The organism is Treponema bryantii NK4A124 (assembly GCF_000421345.1).
Classification (GTDB): Bacteria; Spirochaetota; Spirochaetia; order Treponematales; family Treponemataceae; genus Treponema_D; species Treponema_D bryantii_B.
In genome coordinates this window covers 73,119-91,962 of record NZ_ATWV01000005.1, presented here as the reverse complement: position 1 = coordinate 91,962, position 18,844 = coordinate 73,119, and the positions used below count along the sequence as shown (strand labels likewise).

Below are 18,844 nucleotides of genomic sequence, written 5' to 3'. Positions count from 1 at the left end.
CTAATGATAGCACAGATATTTTTACTTGTCGAAAAAAAGATGTTTTATATTTTCATCCACAAGATTACTGAGTTCTTCCGGACTTGTACCACGCACCTCTGCTGCAAACTTGTAAACATGCTCAACATTTACCGGTGTATTTACTGTGCCACGCAATGGCACAGGCGCCAGGTAAGGCGCATCTGTTTCACACAAAAAGCGGTCCGCAGGAACAAAACGCAACAGTTCTTTAATCGCTTCAAGCTTTGCCTTTTTGTTATAGGTGATTGCGCCGCCAAAGGCAATGTACCAGCCCCGGTCAAGAAAGGCACGGGCCTCGTCAATTCCATAACTATAGCAGTGAATGATTCCATTATCGTAACCGACATTTTTTATACAATCCAGAGAATCTTCAAAGGCATCACGACTGTGAACAATTACGGGCAGTTTAAGTTCGCGGGCCAGTTCAAGATGAGCCTCAAACATTTCGCGCTCACCACGGTAGGTTGCCTCATCAAAATCAGATTCGCAGCGGCCATCTTCCCCGCTCGGGTTCCAGTGATGGTCAAGTCCGCACTCGCCAACTGCAACAATACGGCGGTGCAAGGTGTCCTGATCTGCGCCGGCAGCAGCAGTTTCAATCGACTGACGCAAAATCTTCATCTGATTTTCCCTGTCATGAATTGCGCCAACATCCGGCCAGATTCCAGCCGTAAAATACATAAAGTCGCGGGCCTTTGCAGCCAGCTTGCTGTCAGAAATTCCTGCAATAGCCTTCTCCACGCAAGCCTGCCGCTCTGCTAAATCATCAGAATGAGTTCCTATATCAAGTCCAAAAAAAACATTACGGGTCGCCATGGCAGAAAGAGTTTCTACGCCATCCACACCCCGCTCTGTAGTCATCATCTTAAAATGAAAGTGAGTATCTGAAAACATGAGATGATAATATCATATTGCGGGCTGACTGTCAGTCCAGATGTTATGATGATATTTTTCTAATCTTTTTTTTTCAGCTTCCGACAATTTAGGTAGAATCTAAAAAGTGGAAGGGACTGGAGAATATCATGACAAGTGCAATAGGAAATTTCAGCAATGCTTATTCATACAGCGGTGCCATTGGTGGTGCGGCAGGTAAGCTTTATGTTCCTGTAAGCCGCAATGCACTCCTTTATTCACACTTTGACCATGTTTCAGGCGTTGCAGCAGGCAACGGACAGCAGGGTGTTTCAATCAGCAAAATCAGAATCTTAAACTCTCTTATAGACCGCATTTCTGCAATTCAGAATAAGCCAAAAGAATCAATTTCTGACATCAGCGACGACCAGGCTCAGGCCCTCATCGAACAGTACCAGAAGCAGATTCAGCAGACAGTAGCTCAGCAGTCTTTCCTTCTTGCCGGGGCTCAGCCTATGGCCGGAGAACTTTTCCAGATAGACGCTTAATTGAAATAAATCATCAAAATCACTATACTATCCGCATATTTTTTACCGCAGATGACGCGGCTTTTATAAGAGGATTTGAAATGGGCGGATATTTTGGTGTTGCATCTAAAGACGACTGTTCGTTGGATTTGTTTTTTGGAGTGGACTATCACTCCCACCTTGGCACACGACGCGGCGGTATTGCTGTGGTTACTCCGGACGGCCACTTTTCGCGCTCAATTCACAATATTCAGAACTCACCTTTCAGAACTAAATTCGAAAATGATATGGAAGACCTGCACGGCAAAATGGGAATCGGCTGTATTTCTGATTTTGAGCCACAGCCTCTGCTGGTGCACTCTCACCTTGGAAACTTTGCAATTACAACTGTCGGAATCGTGACTAATAAAGACGAGCTTGTTGAAGAAGTTCTCAACTCGGGCTACACACACTTCCTGGAAATGAGCGGCGGCGAAATCAACCAGACCGAGCTCATTGTTGCCCTCCTTAATCACAAGGACACAATCGTTGAGGGAATCAAGTTTGTTCAGGAAAAAATCAAGGGTTCCATTTCCATGCTGATTTTGACTGCCGATGGTATTTATGCTGCCCGCGACAAGCTTGGCCGTACCCCGGTTGAAATTGGTCACAAGGACGGCGCTTTCTGTGCCAGCTTTGAAAACTATGCTTACATGAATCTTGGCTACAAGGATTACCACGAGCTTGGCCCTGCCGAGATTGTTTTCTTTAATGCCGACAAAATGGAAGTTCTTCAGCAGCCTGGTAAAGAGATGAAGATTTGTACCTTCCTCTGGATTTACTACGGCTACCCTACTGCCTGCTACGAAGGCGTTAACGTTGAGGCCATGCGCTACAACTGCGGCCGCTTCCTTGCCCGCCGTGACAAGGACAATGTTCACCCGGATGCTGTTGCCGGTGTTCCAGACAGCGGAACTGCCCACGCGGTAGGCTACGCTAACGAAAGCGGAATTCCATTCACCCGTCCCTTCATTAAATACACTCCAACCTGGTCTCGTTCTTTTATGCCTACAAATCAGGATATCAGAAATCAGGTTGCACATATGAAGCTGATTCCTATTCAGCAGCTGATTGAAGGCAAGAAGATTCTTTTGATTGATGATTCGATTGTTCGCGGAACTCAGCTTCGCGAAACTACAGATTATCTTTACAGAAGCGGTGCCAAGGAAGTACACATCCGTCCTGCCTGCCCTCCTCTTGTTTACGGCTGTAAATATCTAAACTTCAGCCGTTCAAAGAGCGAAATGGATTTGATTACAAGACGAGTTATCAAGCAGTTTGAAGGCGACAATGTAAGCGAAGAGACTCTGCAGAAATACTGCGACCCAGACACTCCTGAGTATGCAAAGATGGTAGAAGAAATCCGCAAGCAGCTGCACTTTACAACCCTGCGCTTCCATCGCCTCGACGACATGCTGGACAGTACAGGTCTTCCACATGAGAAGTTGTGTACTTACTGCTGGAATGGTAAAGAGTAAAAAATAGCCGACTCACTGATGTGAGCCGGCTATTTTTTTTACTTCTGAATGATTCTAAACGGTACGGCCGGCAGCTGGTTTCTTGAATAGAGGTTTACCGGAGCCGGGCTGTCTGCCCAGAGGTAGCGGAGTTCGAGCACGTCGCCGATTCCGCGAGGCACATCAACTTCAACTGTGTAATCATCAATCAGTTTGGCATCGGCTTCGATTACACCTTCTACGCCCTTCTTGCTGTACAAAAGGCTAAAGCCGTAAACAGCCTTATCCTTGCTTTCTGTATTAAGGTCGGCACGCTTGCCGCGCACAGTGTGAGCCACTAAGGCAGAGTTTCCGCAGTCAAAGCGAACTCGGTAGCGGCCATGCTTATATTCGCAGTAGTCAGCCTTTGGCGAAGGAGAGATAAAGCTCTTACCGTAGGCAATTCTCAAGGCCTCTTTAGCCGCACGGGAACCGATAGTCTTTTTCTTTTCCGGGTGAAGGTCGTTCCATTCACCCGCATCAATTGCGACAACAAGGCCTGTGTCTCCAGCAATTTCTGCAACATCAGATTGAACCTGGCGGATATTTGCCCAGCCGCCATCTTTATTTGCAGAATCTTCATTCCAGCCATCGCTCCAGTTAGGAAGCTGAACAATCACAAATGGAAGATTCTTTGAACCGTAAACAAACTTATGACGCCACAAATCAATCAGTTTAAGGAGCAGATCCTTGTACTCAGCAGGACGGCCGGCATCAGATTCTCCCTGATACCAGAGGGCGCCTGCAATTGCATGCTTAAAACAAGGTGCCAGCATAGAATTGTAAAGAGCTGTAGGAAGCCATTCAAAGAACATCCCCGGAGGACAATCTCGCACCTGAGCATCTGCTTTCATCTTCCACTCGCCGCTCAAATCAATTCGCTCCCCATCAAGCGGATACAAGGATTCTGTACGCTCCTCAAGATTTCTGTAAGCACAAGGAGCAACAAAAGTATTATCAGTAAATAAGTAATAAGGCTTTTCTGTAAAGAAGCGGAGAGGCCCGTTTTTGCTGTTTTTCTGAACACGAAGTGCAATTACGTTTTTACCCTCGTGCAAAGTACCGGCCGGAACCAGGTAGCGGCGAGGAGGATAACAGTAAGGAGTTTCACCAACCTTTACACCATTTACCCAGGCCGTATCAGCATCAACAATAGTTCCCATCCAGAGCCAGGTTTTAAATGTATTAAAATGCTGAACCTGTTCTGCTGTAAGCTCAATTACTTTTTTGAACCAGTAGAAGCCTGCACTTTCAACATCAAAATTACCCGGAATCTGAACAGCACGCCAGCCGTCAACTTCCTCGCAAACTTCATCGTACATTTTTTCAGGAGCGCTAGCAGCGCCGTAAAGCTCTTTGTTCCACTCCTCATTATTTTCGGTCATTTCCTTCTGCTTTGCTGCAGCACGGCCTTCTGCCAGATATTCAACAATCTGACTCAAATATTCTTTTTTATCGCCCATTTCTTCCAGGGCCTGCTGACTAAGCCAGGATGCAATTGGAGAACCGCCCTGACTGGCATTGATAATTCCAACAGGAACATCAAGTTCGCTGGAAAGTCTTTTTGCAAAAAAGTAACCGGTACCAGACATTCCGCCCAGAGTTTCCGGAGAAGCACAAATCCAGTTTACGCCGCTGCTTAAGCCTTCTGCTTTAGTGCCTTCGTCCGCATTAGACTGCCAGCCAACATCAACTATTTCATCTTTCTCGCCATCGAGAGACCAGTTGATTGGCACAGTGAGCATGCGGATTCGCTCATTTCTTGGCTGCATGAATTCTTCCGGATAAGAAAACTTAAGGCGCTCCATTGGCAGCTGTGCATTCGACTGTCCCGAGCTTACCCAGACTTCGCCTACGTAGATGTCCTTAAACTCAACGGTATGCTCATCGCATTTAATTCTCATGCTGAAAGGTCCCCCAGCTTCTCCGGGACTGAATTCGATTTTCCAATTTCCGTCCTCGTCTGACTGAGTAATTGAAGTAGTGCCACGGAATTCCATAATAACGTCAGAGTAGACCTCCGCCGTTCCATAAATGCAGTTAATCTTATTTCGCTGCAGAACCATTCCAGAGCCAACAATTCCTTTAATCTTAAAAGTACCTTTCACGTTTTTTCTCCTATAGGACAATGGTGGTTTCGATACGGCTTCGCCTACTCAACCACCATATATCATTATACATTAACAAATCCATTCTCTGCCACTATTTTCGTAGCGGAACCAGTCAAAATCTGCATAGAACTTTTTTTCTTTATAGTCGCCGCCACATACTGCAAACATACCGACAACAGTTCCAACAAATCCACCAGCAACCTCTGTACTCAAAATTGTAGCATCAATATTTTCTGCAAGCAGCATAAGGTTACGTTCATCAGGGCCATACTCAAAACGCAGTTTCTGATGCTCTGCAACTATACGAAGAGTAATTGGTGCAACCTTACGTCCCCCAGTCATTACCTCTTCTGCAAGAACAGTCTCTTCCCCGCCTTGAGTTCTTACAAGCTGCAGAACAATAATTTTTCCCTTAAGAACAATTTGCAGGCGGTAGTTATAACTTTCATTCTGGAAGAGAATAAGACCCGTAGCATCTTCATTTTCATCAAAATGAGCTGTAAGCTTTGCACTAGCCTCATAACTGAAACCTGTCTGCCGGCGTAAAATCATAGAAACATTTCCATTTCCTGTAACACTTTCTCCGCCATAAATTCTTAGCATTCCTGATTCTTCTTTGCAATTACAGAAGTCGCCGGCAGGTCTGCGAAGACTCAACCAGTAAGAATCAAGTTCATCTGAATTAAAATCATCTACAGCAGGGAAAGAAACAGCATCCGCATCATCATAATCACGCGCTACAACGTGGCCGCTAAGACTGTAGGCATTTTCAACAAGGCCTGTCTCCCAGCTCGCAACCGGCCAGTCATCCTCCCAGATAACAGGAACAAGGAAGGTTTCCCGTCCCATATTACAGAAACGGTGTCCAGCTTCACCATAAGGCCGGCTTGCAAGACAGCACATCCACCATTTATTATCAGCGCAGACAAGGTCGGCATGGCCAACATTGCGGATGCGGGCAGTATTTCCAAGATTTCGATGGGTCAAAATCGGATTAGAAGGCTTACCTTCCCACTCCCCGTCTATAGTCTGGCAGCGGGCAACACAAACAGCATGATTAGCCCCTGTGCCGCCTTCCGCATGCAGCAGATAATACATTCCATTTACTTTATAGATATGCGGACCTTCGGGCCAGACACAGTTTTTCAGCGCCCCCCGCCAGATTCCTTTTGAGTCGCCGTAAAGCTTACCCGTATTCAAATCAATTTTCTGAATCCAGATTTCCCAGTTGCCTTCATACTTAGGACCTTCCGGAGCAGGCCGGGTTCCCGCATACCAGACTGTACCGTCATCATCAAAAAAAAGAGACGGGTCTATACCTTCCGCGCCTTCAATTTGGATTGGATTAGACCAGGGACCTTCCGGATGATCAGCCGTAACAAAAAAGTTCCCGATTTTATCAACCTGAGTACAAATGCAATAAAATTTTCCCTCATGAAAGCGGATTGTAGGCGCAAAAAGCCCCCGAGAAACACCCTGACCGGTAAAATCCAGCTGCTCCGGCCGGTCAATCACATTTCCAATCTGCTCCCAGGAAACAAGATTCTTGCTCTTAAATACCGGCAACCCCGGAAAATAAGAAAAAGAAGAGCATACAAGATAATAATACCCCCCCGCTTCACATATAGAAGGATCCGGATAAAATCCCGGGAGAATTGGATTGATAATACGTGTGGCCATGACATCCTCAAAATAACCGTCATCCTGAACTTGATTCAGGCGTCATCCTGAACTTGATTCAGGATCTATTATAAAAGATTCCGAAACAAGTTCGGAATGACTTTGTATAATACTAGAATACCACCATCTGAATTATTTTTATAGAAGGAAAGTCCCCTATTTCCCCTGTTAATTGTAGAAAAATCTTCTATATATGATACAATAAATAGCCGATAATAATATAGAAGATATGGATAACTGTCTGCAAAAAATAAAAGCTCATTTCTCAACAAAACTCCTCGTTTTTATCACCATTTTTATGATGTTGTGTGTGAGCTTGAGCGCAGCAGATAGAACATGGACCGGTAATGCTGGTAATAACGACTGGAATACTGCCGGAAACTGGAGCCCTACTGGTGTTCCTCAAGCTACTGATACTGTTACATTATCAGCTAATGTAACTATCACACTTTCAGATTATGTAGAAATTGACAATCTGTTTATTTTAACAGGAGCTGCTAATACAGTAACTCTTAATCTTAATGGGAAAGCCTTAGATATCAATACAAGACTTCGACTTGGACAAACTGACGTCGGAAATCTGGTTTTACAAAACGGTTCTTTGACCACATCTCAATTCGATACAAATGATGACGGAGAAAACTCCCTTTATCTTAATAACACAAATATTTCGGTTTCGGATATGCTGCTTACAAATGGTGAAGGAAAAACAACTGTTGATGGAACCGGTTCAAGCTCATTTACAATACCAGCTAATTATAATACTTCTTACGGAACAGGTAATACACTCACATTTACAGGTGCTATACAACCTACAGTTGCGAGCGGCACTTACACTATTACTTCAAGCGGAGTACCTGCCCCAGGTGCCACTATAACAATCACTATTTCAAGTCAGACCTCAGACACACCTCCAGTACCTGTAGATTTTACAGATATTACTTTTAAGGCAACTTTTACCGGCACAGGAGAAACTTATAAAGTCAATGGAACAGCAATAAACACCGATGCAACAACTTTATCAAATTCCCCGGCTGCCAGCACAATGACAATTACTGTAGAATTGCCAGAATCAATAGAACCAGGTCATGGTATCAGTCTTGCTTTATACGAAGGAACAACAACAGCAACGCTTCTTGGAACTCCGCTCTTTTACACACAACAGTCAGCAGATACTACCTGGACTGGTTCGGCCGGAGACAACGCCTGGAATAATATTTCAAACTGGACAAATGGTATTCCTGCAAAGAATATGAATGCCATAATTCCAGGCGGCGTTTCTTCCTATCCAAATCTTACAAGTGATATATCTGCAGTTGCATTAAAATCTGTAAACTTAAATGCAACAGGCTCTGAACTTACCATAGGAGCCGGTGGAAAAATCAAAACAGACTCCTTAATTAATAAAGGCACACTCGCAAATTCCGGAAGCATCACAGCCGGAGACTTTACAAATAACGCAGCAATAAATAATTCTGGAAATATTTCTGTTTCAAAGGATGTAACTTCTACCGCAGATATTACAGGTACAGGAAATCTGATTTTTACAGGAACCGAAAATCAGGTATTCGCGGCTGGAAATAATCACTACTCAAACATACAGGAAAACAAAACAGGTTCCGGTACACTTACAATAAACGGCAGCTGCGAGATTGATGCTTTTACAATCACACGTGGTACAGAAACCATATTTGCCAACACTCCGGAATTTACTACATTTACAAATGCCGCAACTCATACAGGAAAAATCACATTTAATGCTGGTGCTGAAATAAACGGTAATTTTACACACACAAATGGTATTACTCAAATTACAGGAACTTTACAGGCACAGGCTGTTCAATTAGGAAGCACAACAAAAGAAGTAATTCTTTCATCAGGAATAATTGATTCAACTTCAGTTGAACTTGGAAGTCTTTCACTTGCCGGAAGCGGCAACGCAATTACTACTACAGGAACTCAAGCTTTTTCTGCCATTAATGGCGCCAGCTCTTTGACCCTCAATTCAGGATCTTCTTCGATTAGTTTCAACGGAGTTGTTGGTGCGAGCACGGCAATTACAAGTCTTGAAGTAAACGGCCCGGCTAGTCTTGCTTCCGGATGTACAGGCATTACAACAAGCAGTACTCAAACTTACAACAATACTCTTCAGATAAATAATCTTGCTACAATAAAATCAGATTCAGAAATTGATTTTGCAAATACCATAACAGGCAGCCAAAAACTAATAATAGACACACCGCTTTTTAAAAGCACAGCTACAAGTGATAACAGCATCACCCTTGATGAAATTGAATTTGCTGCCACTACTACTTCAATTCAGACCAATTCACAAAAACTTACTTTTGATGTTTCTGCTATAAGTGGAACAGGAAAAACTATTTCTCTTTCTTCTGGTTCAAAAGCAGAGCTTAAAGCTGGAATTACTGTTTCACCTGCTGTAACAAACAGTGGTTTAATTACTTGTCCTGGAGCAGTTACTTTTGGTGACGCTGTTAACAATTCAAGTGGAACAATTACCTGTAACGGTGCTGCAATCTTTAAGGGCGCTTATTCTGGAACAAGCGCAAATCTCACCCTTTCCAGCGGCACAAGTATTTTTGAATCAAATCTTGATTTATCGGGAACAACTTTTACACACTCAAGCGGCACAGTCCAGATTGGAGGAACAGCTGACAGCGCCGTAACTGTTACAGGCCCCGCCTCACCTCAAAGTTTTTATAATTTTTCAACATCACGTTCTCTTATCATTAACGGCGATAATTCCTTTAATGATTTTACGGCTACAGGTCTTGGTGGAAAAACTATTTCTTTTGAAGCAGGAAAAACTCAAACTGTAAATGGTACACTTGCACTTTCAGGAACCAGCGGAAATAAACTGAATCTTGTTCCAGAAGGATCAGGAACATGGAACATTATTTGTGCTAATCCAGCAACCTTAGAAAATCTTTCTGTAACAAACTCATACAACAACAACTCTACTACAAGTGGAGTTATCTTTACCACAACTGGAAGTACAGATAACGGCGGAAACTCAAACTGGGCTTTCCCTGGCAATACTTATACCTGGACAGGAAATGTAGATTCCTCATGGGCTATTGCAGGCAACTGGTCACCTGCTTCTGTTCCAGGAAAAGGCACAATCATAAGTATACCGGCTGGCGGAACACCAGAATTAGCGGATGATGTTGATATCTCATATGCTACCGATGATTTTGGAACAATAACTATTGCCGATACCGGCAGCCTGAATCTGAATGGTAAAGACCTCTCAGTAAACAGCATCACAAATAACGGAAAAGTTCTTCTTAAGGGAAATGAAACTGTTTCTGTTACAGGTACAATAAATAACGGAACCGGTTCTGTAGAATATTATGATGACGCTGTTTCATCTACTCTTACCAACTGGAACAGCGGAGTATTCAACAATCTCATCATTTCAAAACCTGTAACCACTAACAGCGCATTAACTGTAAATGGAACTACAACAATTAAAGCGGGAACTGGAAAAGCCGTAGAATTAAGTAATAGCTCTAACCAGTTCTCAGGAACCGTGACTGCTGGCTCAACTGACTCCCCTGCTTTTATTGCAGGTGCTGTTTCATTAAAGGGAGCAACATCAATTACGATAGCAGACAAAGCAAATGCCGACAGTCTGAATATTGATTGTGCTGTCATCAAAATCCAGAATGTAACAACTTCCGGAGACCATACATATAACGGCGCCGTTACAATTTCTGGTACTACCACACTCAAAGCACCTGCATCTAAAACCATTCAGTTTAATGGCACAGTTACAGGAGCTTCATCGGCTTCCCTTACAATTGCAGATCCTGCAGGGGGAAGCACAGCAGCAGCAACCACCTTCAAAGGAAATGTTTCCAGTCTTGTTTCGCTTTCTACAAAGAATGTGGTATTTGACAGTGCTTCTGATATTTCAATTACTACCTCCGGAACACAAATTTATGATGGAACAGTCAGCTTAGGAGCTCCACAAGTTTCAATATCAGCTTCAAGCACAACCTTTTATGGGGCTGTAACAGAAGCGTCAGGTTCATCAGCAGAACTTTCAATAACAGGTCCTCTAACTATTGATGCAAACTGTACTGCAATTACTACCACCGGCGACCAGACTTATAATGGGGCGGTTAGTATTGCGAGTACGACAACCTCTGAGCCAACCATCAGCTCTTCTGCCGGTAAGCTTAGTTTTAATAATTCACTTACACTTGCACAGGACCTTACTCTTTCGGCAACTGACGGAACAAACGGCGGAGTTTATTTTACTGATGCAACTAAAAATGTTTCCGGAAATAAGATTCTCACAATTTCATCAGGAACAAAACCAATTACATTTGATTGCACGGCAGGAACTACAACGGCTTCTCTTGGACAGCTTGTAATAACCAATACCACTACCGGCCTCCTCACCTTTAATAAGGGCGGAGTTCTTGGAAACAACTTTACATACACAGCTGGCCCTACAAGCCTGAAAGAAACTCTTAAGGTTACCGGCACCGTAGAAACCGGCGCTCTGACTTTAACCGGTACAACAAAAATTGATGCAAGCACAAGCATTACCTTTAAGGGAAATATTAATGGTACTGCTGCTTCAACAACTCTGGAAACTGTTGGCGCAGTATTTATTGATGGAAGCTGCTCAACAATTACTACCTCTGGAAATCAGATTTATAATAATGCGGTAACTGTTCAGTCAACTGCAACGTCAGCTCCAGCCATCAGTTCAACCAGTGGCAGCCTGACTTTTAAGAATTCTCTTAATCTCAATAAAGACTTATCGCTTACTGCAATAAACGCAGCAAACGGTGGAGTTTCATTCACAAACGCTTCAGCAAATGTTTCAAGTGCAGCTAACACACTTACCATTTCTTCAGGAACAAAACCAATAACCTTTAGTGGAACAGCCGGTACTGCAGCTGCAAAGCTTAATCAGCTTGTAATAACCGGAACTACCGGAAATCTGACATTTTCTAAGGGCGGAAATCTTGGCAGCGATTTTTCTTATACTGGTGGATTAATTAATCTGACCAATTCCTTCTCGGTTACTGGTTCCCTTACAACAGCAGCCCTCACTACAACAGGCACTGCAACAATCAGTACAACAACAACTCAAAATTACACTGGTGCAGTTAACTCTGCAACACTTAATCTGGATAATGCCACAGACATCACCTTTGGAAGCACAGTTAATGCCTCTACCCTTTCTATAAAAACTGCAGCAAGTACAAGCTTCAACGGTTCAGTAACTATCAGCAACTTCAAGGATGATGCTTCACACACCGGTGCAATCAGTTTCAACAAAGGCGGAAGCATTACAACAATTGGAACTGGTGCCGCCGGAACAATTTATACAAACGGAACAGTTTCCATTGGTGATTCAACAACACCGACACTAACGCTCGATAGTAACTTTACACACACAGCCGGTCCAACAAATATCACAGGAATTCTTACCGCTACCGGCAAAAATATTTATCTCGCAAATACAACAGGAACTCCAGTTACAATCAACTGCAGCAATTTGATTCTCAGCGGAAGCTTTGGAAGTACTTCGGGTAACGGTACTGCAAACCTTAACTGCTTTGTTCAGCTGTCACCTTCTTCAAATGCTGATTTTGGAAACGTTGCAGCTGTTGGAACTACACACGACACCATCAGCATCAGTGAAAACCTTATAATTACCGGCAGCTCTACTGCAGGCATTACAATTAAGGGAAAAACAAACGTAAGCGAAAATCTTGTATTGTACAAAGGCCCGGTAACAGCAAATGCTGATATAAACGTAACAAAAGATATTCTTGTTTTAGGAAATGAAACAGGACACCCTTATTCAGAAACCAACAACACCACTGGTGTTGCTAATGAATACTCGTATATTGCAAACAGATCAAGTCTTAGCTGGACCGAGGGTCTTAGCTGGAGCAAGGCAAATTATATACCTGAAAGCTATCCAAACCTTCCAGATGGTTCAAGCTTGCCGGCAACTTCAACTTACTCTGCTACACTTTCGGTTGTTGCCGGAACAACAATTTCTGCCGGCAAAAACTTTTATGCAAATGGAACAAGTCTTACTGGTACAGGAACCTGGAAACTTCAACTTCCGGACCTCACAACTCCGACAAACGGTTTTGCAGAAGCCTACCATTCGGTAGTTTCTTACTGTAATGTTATCTGCAATGGCGGTACATCTACACAATATACTGATGGCTCAAAGGCTCGCCTCGTTACGCTTGATTGTACAGAAGGTGTTGCGAACTCAAATCATAATGTAGATTTTGATGAATTCATAATCACAGCAGCCTATACCGTTCGCGACAATGCAATCCGCATAAACTTTAACAGACCGGTACGTTTCCATTCACATACTATAGAGAACCTGAAATTCCATGACCAGAATGATAACGCAAATGGAACCTTCACAGGATTTTTCTCTCAGCCGGATTGCACAAGTTCAAGTTCACTCGCAGTAGGAGCAAGTTTCCCTCATGAAGAAATTGCAGGAACAACTTACTACTATTGTTATATCCAGGCCAGCAATCAGAACTCTTCTCCTCTTGGAGCCTGGAACACAGATGCAACAGGAAAGAACGGAGAACCAAACAGCAATAGCTCAGACCGCAATGGCGTACATCACACTACCCGTCCTTGCCTCGACTTCCCGCGTGCACTTTCAACAATGCCATTTATCCTTACAGATATCTGGGGCAAGCGTCTCAACAACTACAGCGTAAGACCCTCCGCTACTGCAACAGAACCTGCTTATGGTGGTACAGGTTCAACTCACGACGTTGAAGACAAAACCGGTCCTGTTCTCTGGACAGTCCGTACCGGCCAGGAGCTGCACGATGCCTACGACACAGCCACCGGCGAAGCAAGCCAGCACTCTTATGATTCACATAACTTCCTGGAATTCCGATATTCAGAGCCGGTTACCTTCAACTCTGACAGTATTTCAAACAATGCTGAAAACATTCAGGTAACAGACAGTTTTGGAGCAATTCAGGAAAACATTGCTACAAGCTCACCACAGACTCTTTCTTTTGCAGGACTTGCAAAAATTTCAGACAGTATTCTTTACACCGGCTCTCAGGGTTCAGCAAATAAATACATGAATGCCCTTTACCGTAATGATGACTATTCCATTCGTCTTTCTATTGCAGGCTGGACGGATGGAACAGTTACAGATTACGCTGGAAACGAATACAAAAAATGGCCGGGTTATATTGAGTATGCAAGTCAGTTTACAGGAAAAGTCGTTTCTGCAATTTCTGATACAAATACTATGGTACAAGACAAAGCTGTCATTCCAAACAGTCAGATTAAATATCCTGTGAATCCAACAGAACCTCATGTACAAGCAAACTCTACAGGACTACTCGCAGCACCTTCTCCAGATACTTACAGTGAATGGGACCTCTCTTCACCAGTCTTTACCCCACTCCGCTTCTCAAAGGAAACAGAATGGGGTGAACAGGAAATGTCAGAGGCAATCGGAAACACAAACGGTTCTGGTTCTACCCTCGACCGAATTGACTTCCACTTCTTTGATAATACGCCTAGCTACACCACAAGTGATGAGGCAGAATGGTTTACAGAAATCGGATGGTGTAATCCTGGCTCAGAAGCTTCAAAGGCAAATCTTAAAGCACCAGACTACTCCTATGCTGCCGACATAATCGGTGGAGCCCGTCCATTCGCATCAGACGCAGTCCGTACCACCGGAGGAATCCGCTTCTCAACAAAGGCAAATATTTCTCCTGCTTTCAAATATTCAACCAGCCCGAATAATCCATCGCCTTCGACAGACTTCCAGACTGGAATTGCAAACCTTCATACAACTGTAGTTTCTCAGCTCTTTACAGGATCTTCAGCACCAATGCGTCCTGCAAACGATCCTGATGGACTTTATCTTGGTCTTGGTCTTTCAGACTCAAATCTTTCTGTTGATACAACTTTTGCCTTCTCTTATAATGATTTACTTGGCTATCTTACAGACCTTGCCGGAAATCGTCTGCGTAACAAGACCTCTAAGACAATTGACCGAACGCCTCCGTCATTCGATGTTATTATAAGTCCTGTGGATTCAAAATCAATTTACATTATTTTTGTAAAGCAGATTGTCACAGATTCTTCAAAAGTAAAATTCCGAGATGACTCAGGAACAGCTATTTTTAATACCCCTTATCCTGATTTTACAAACATTCTTCCAAGATGTTTCCGCATAATCTCAATTGATGCCGGCGGAAATACAATTGTCAGCACAGAAAATCAAATAGACACTTCTGTGCCTGCAGAAATCATTGAAAACTTCTCAAATGATTCATTCACCTGTATCAAGCTCGCTACGATAAAAGAAATTGATATTGAAAGTCTTAAGAATTGTTACGTGCAGTTAATTACACCAGCAGAATATCCACAGACCGGTTCCGACCCACTCACCAACAACACCGGTTCACGAGTAACTCTTATCCAAGATTATCTTGGCAACTACATGAGCATGTACAGTGCCCACGCCCTTTCGGATTTTGCAGTTAATTATGTAAATCCGCTATACGCTTATTCTACCGACATGATTTATGAAGGCGAGCCTATTATGAATGGTCTTTATGAAGCGGGCAGCTGGGCCGTACACAACTGGAATGCAGACCAGCAGAATTACGGAACTCTACCGGCAGGATATCCAGCTTCCATTGTTGCAGACACAAAGGCAAATGATAAAATCAGAATTTACCTCTCCCCTTCTCCGGATGCAGAATCAGTCTCAAGCCAGATGAATACAGACTTTGGAACTAATTTCAGAATCTGGCTCCCGGATTTGACTGACGGATCTTTCCGAGCTCTTGCGGCTGCAAACAACACAAATTTTGTTTACACAGACGGAAGCCTGACACAAGAAAACTCTGCAAACTCAATATTCAATCTCTCAAAAGAAACTGTTTCTGCCTGGGAAAATAAAAGTCAGATAAGTTTTATGTTTGGTCTTATGGAAGATGAGAACAATCCTGTTAGAATTTACAACAATCCTTATTATGATGTTTCGACAGATAAATTTAATCTTTCACTCAGCATACCGGTTCCTCTTTACAGTCTGCGAATGCAGGACACAACTGATTTGAACACGCTTGATTTGTGGTCATTCAAGATAAAGGCAATTACTTCTCAGCGTGGCGGCGTTACCATTTTGAACAATGTAATCAACGCAAGTAATGAAGAAAAAACTGTAGTTATAGTTGATATGCCGGAGGATGGAAACCTTACCGTCTGTGTTATGACTCTGGATGGAAACATCATTACCTACCTGAACCGGGGCAACACAAAAGCCGGAGAATATTACTACACCTGGAACGGTAAAAACAGAAACGGCAAAGCAGTTGCCCGAGGTATGTACTTTGTTCGAGTCCTGGGTGGCGGTATAGACGAGACCCGTAAGGTTATGGTTGTCAAGTAAACAAGTTCGCTGTGCTTGCCGACATAAGAAAAATCATCTATACTAAATGAATGGAACAAGAAAACCGACTGCATACACGGTATGAAGAAATCGGCCGCATCACTGCACCGGAAATCTGCGCTCTCCCTGGCATTCTGGACGATATAAGTCTCACAGGATGCAAAGTTCATTATTCATTTCCTGTAGTTGTAGATCTGGAAAATGAATATGATGTAAAGCTTTCCCCATTACACGGTGCTAACGGAACTCCTCTCAATTTAATCTGCACACCTCAGTGGGTAAAAGAACAGGAAGGCAATACCTTTATCGGTTTTAAAATCAACTATTCCCCGGACGCACATAAACTCGAAGATTTTATTAAACATCTTGAATCAATTCTAAAAGATGATTTACCGGATATAGTCTAAAACGGACACCTTATGAATACCAGAAACCTTGCATTTCTTGCATTTCCTGAGCAGGCTGATTTACTTATTTCTGAACTGGCCGGCCGATTTGGAATTACCCGAAAACCTGACAATCGCTACGGCGACCTTCTCTATTATGAAAATCTTGATTTTGATGATAACGGCGACAACGGCAGCAGCATGTCAGAAAATCGCCTGCCCTACTGGGCCCGCACCGTTATGCTGGAGCCTTTCTTCTTAAAGTTTGATTCGATTGGAGAAGCCGCCGGAGAACTCAAAAAGCTTCAGAGAAACTGGGCACCTTATCAGTACACCTGTTTTCGCCGTGCCCAGCTGATTCAGGAAAAGCTGCCTTACATCAATCTTAAAGACCGCAGCTTCCCCGTAAAAATCCCTTCATCCCCGATGGGCCTTTACACTTTAATTGATGAACACACCATGATTGCAAGTGCCCGCACAAACAGCACTCTGCCGGCAGGTACCCTGCACTTTATAGAAGACCATGAAAATCCGCCAAGCCGCGCCTACTTAAAAATTCAGGAATCGCTTACCATGGCAAACATCCTGAACGGAACAGAATTACCTGCGGCCGGTCAGCGCTGTTTTGAAGCCGGAGCCTGCCCTGGTGGCTGGACCTGGGTTCTGGTTGGACTGGGAGCTTCGGTATACGCCGTTGACCGTGCCCCTCTCGCTGAATCTCTGATGAATAATCCGCTGGTAACCTTCCAGGCCCACGATGCCTTTACCCTTAAGCCGGAAGAGCTTGGCCCTGTAGACTGGGTCTTTTCTGATGTAATCTGCTATCCGGAACGCCTTCTTGAATGGATTAAAAAGTGGCTGGAATATAAGCCGGAACTCAATATGATCTGCACAATTAAAATGCAGGGCGAAATCAACTGGCCGCTTATTCAGGAATTTGCTGATATTCCGGGCAGCCGCATTGTACACCTGAATTACAACAAGCACGAGCTCACCTGGATTCACACGCATTAACCGTTTTCCGGTGGTTGAGTAGCCCGGAGGGCGTATCGAAACCACATGTTCTAACTTTAACTAACTTTAACTATTGAAATTCTCTGTATTTTCCGATAATATATGTAGGTAATTAGGAGAGTTAAAATGCAGAGTTTAAATGCAAAAAAGGAAGCTTATTATCTGGCTGTAGACAACACAAACTACCCACAGAACATGAAGAAGTACATCAAAAAACTTATTTCAAACTGCGGTTCACCTGAAGAGATTTTCCAGCTCACACTGTTCTATCTCTACAACTGTCAGACAGCTTAGCTTCAACCCTCAGTTAAAAACGTAGATTTATTGTAATGCCCGGTAATAAAAAACCGGGCAATTTTATTTAACTTTGAATCCAAAAGAATTTGACTGCCGTGTATGCACTTTATAAGATAAAACTGATTTTCCATTAATGCAGAGTTCAGATGAACTGCCTCCATCCAATTCAAGGGCATCGCTGCAGCCCATGGCACGGAAAAGCTCTCCGCACTGAGGATAAGACAAGCCCCTGCTCTGGTCTAGCCGCTCACCTTCTACGACCAGCAGGTAAAGTGTTTTGCCATCTGCAGAAAGCCCCACTCCCGTCCGCGAATCCCCGCGGCGGATAAATTCCGTACAAACAAGGCCATCCCGCAGTACCACAAAGAAACCACCAAAAGCATAATCGAAGTCTTCTATTTCCTCATCCGCCTGAGATGCAAAAATACGGGCTACATAACCACAGTCCCCATCATTCCCGGCAACCTTAAAAGCAACTGCTCCATATCGTGACACTGGCTGTGACAAAAGCTCCCCCTCCTCCTTGTGAATACCAGCCAGCTGGCCGCTTCTCGTAAAAGGTGTGGCGTTGACCGCCACAGCACATTGGGTGAGGGCGGCAAATTGTGCGGTAGATTCATTGCGGCTGCAAACGACATCAGCAAGAGTCAGGTCAATTTTTACTGCATGATAGATAAGTGGGATTTCTGAGTTATCAAAATCAAAACGCGAAATGCCGTGGCAGACTTCTTCCCAATCAAAAAACTCCGGCACATAAGACGCCACAGGATATAAGACAGCCTCTTCCTCAGCAGAAAGCTCCGGCCGCGCCAGACTGGCACACCCAGCAAAGAGAAAAACAAAAGAAAGTGAAAAGCAGACAAAAAGTTTTCGCAAAACTCGCATATACTCTATGATTTGTACCGCAAACGAGCGCAGCGAGTTTGTCGGCACGAAATTAGTTTGAAACGCA

The 18,844-nt window shown here is 43.7% G+C and carries 10 protein-coding genes; 6 read left to right on the top strand and 4 right to left on the bottom strand.

The window, feature by feature from the left end:
* Positions 1 to 21: 21 nt before the first annotated feature.
* On the bottom strand, positions 22 to 915 hold the full coding sequence (locus tag G626_RS0106440; protein ID WP_022931967.1) for a TatD family hydrolase: 894 nt from the start codon (positions 913 to 915) through the stop codon (positions 22 to 24).
* A 128-nt stretch (positions 916 to 1,043) separates the two neighbouring features.
* Here G626_RS0106440 and G626_RS15635 point away from each other — a divergent pair, with 128 nt between their 5' ends.
* A complete protein-coding gene (locus tag G626_RS15635; RefSeq protein ID WP_022931966.1) occupies positions 1,044 to 1,421 on the top strand; it encodes a hypothetical protein in 378 nt (125 codons plus the stop codon).
* 80 nt (positions 1,422 to 1,501) lie between these two features.
* Complete coding sequence (locus tag G626_RS0106430; RefSeq protein ID WP_022931965.1) at positions 1,502 to 2,917, top strand: amidophosphoribosyltransferase; 1,416 nt, start codon at positions 1,502 to 1,504, stop codon at positions 2,915 to 2,917.
* A gap of 38 nt (positions 2,918 to 2,955) precedes the next feature.
* Here the strand turns inward: G626_RS0106430 and G626_RS0106425 are convergent, their stop codons facing one another.
* Together G626_RS0106425 and G626_RS0106420 are read right to left on the bottom strand one after the other, a co-directional pair.
* Entirely contained in the window at positions 2,956 to 5,043 is a 2,088-nt protein-coding gene (locus G626_RS0106425) for a sialate O-acetylesterase (RefSeq protein ID WP_022931964.1), read from the bottom strand.
* Between the two features lie 72 nt (positions 5,044 to 5,115).
* Positions 5,116 to 6,726 (bottom strand): glycoside hydrolase family 43 protein, encoded by a 1,611-nt coding sequence (locus G626_RS0106420; RefSeq protein WP_022931963.1) that lies wholly within the window; start codon positions 6,724 to 6,726, stop codon positions 5,116 to 5,118.
* A 310-nt stretch (positions 6,727 to 7,036) separates the two neighbouring features.
* On the opposite strand from G626_RS0106420, the gene G626_RS0106415 reads away from it, so the two are divergent.
* From G626_RS0106415 to G626_RS18035, 4 genes are all read left to right on the top strand, one after another.
* Positions 7,037 to 16,195: a hypothetical protein gene (locus tag G626_RS0106415; RefSeq protein WP_196800464.1), complete on the top strand. Its 9,159-nt coding sequence runs from the start codon at positions 7,037 to 7,039 to the stop codon at positions 16,193 to 16,195.
* A gap of 50 nt (positions 16,196 to 16,245) precedes the next feature.
* Entirely contained in the window at positions 16,246 to 16,602 is a 357-nt protein-coding gene (locus tag G626_RS0106410; protein ID WP_022931961.1) for a PilZ domain-containing protein, read from the top strand.
* A 12-nt stretch (positions 16,603 to 16,614) separates the two neighbouring features.
* Positions 16,615 to 17,595, top strand: a complete 981-nt coding sequence (locus tag G626_RS0106405; protein WP_022931960.1) for an SAM-dependent methyltransferase — start codon at positions 16,615 to 16,617, stop codon at positions 17,593 to 17,595.
* A 126-nt stretch (positions 17,596 to 17,721) separates the two neighbouring features.
* Positions 17,722 to 17,889 carry a hypothetical protein gene (locus G626_RS18035; protein WP_022931959.1) on the top strand — a complete coding sequence of 56 codons (168 nt, stop codon included), beginning with the start codon at positions 17,722 to 17,724 and terminating at the stop codon, positions 17,887 to 17,889.
* 63 nt (positions 17,890 to 17,952) lie between these two features.
* Here the strand turns inward: G626_RS18035 and G626_RS0106395 are convergent, their stop codons facing one another.
* Positions 17,953 to 18,768, bottom strand: coding sequence for a phosphodiester glycosidase family protein (locus G626_RS0106395; RefSeq protein ID WP_196800463.1), 816 nt, complete (start codon positions 18,766 to 18,768; stop codon positions 17,953 to 17,955).
* Positions 18,769 to 18,844 lie beyond the last annotated feature (76 nt).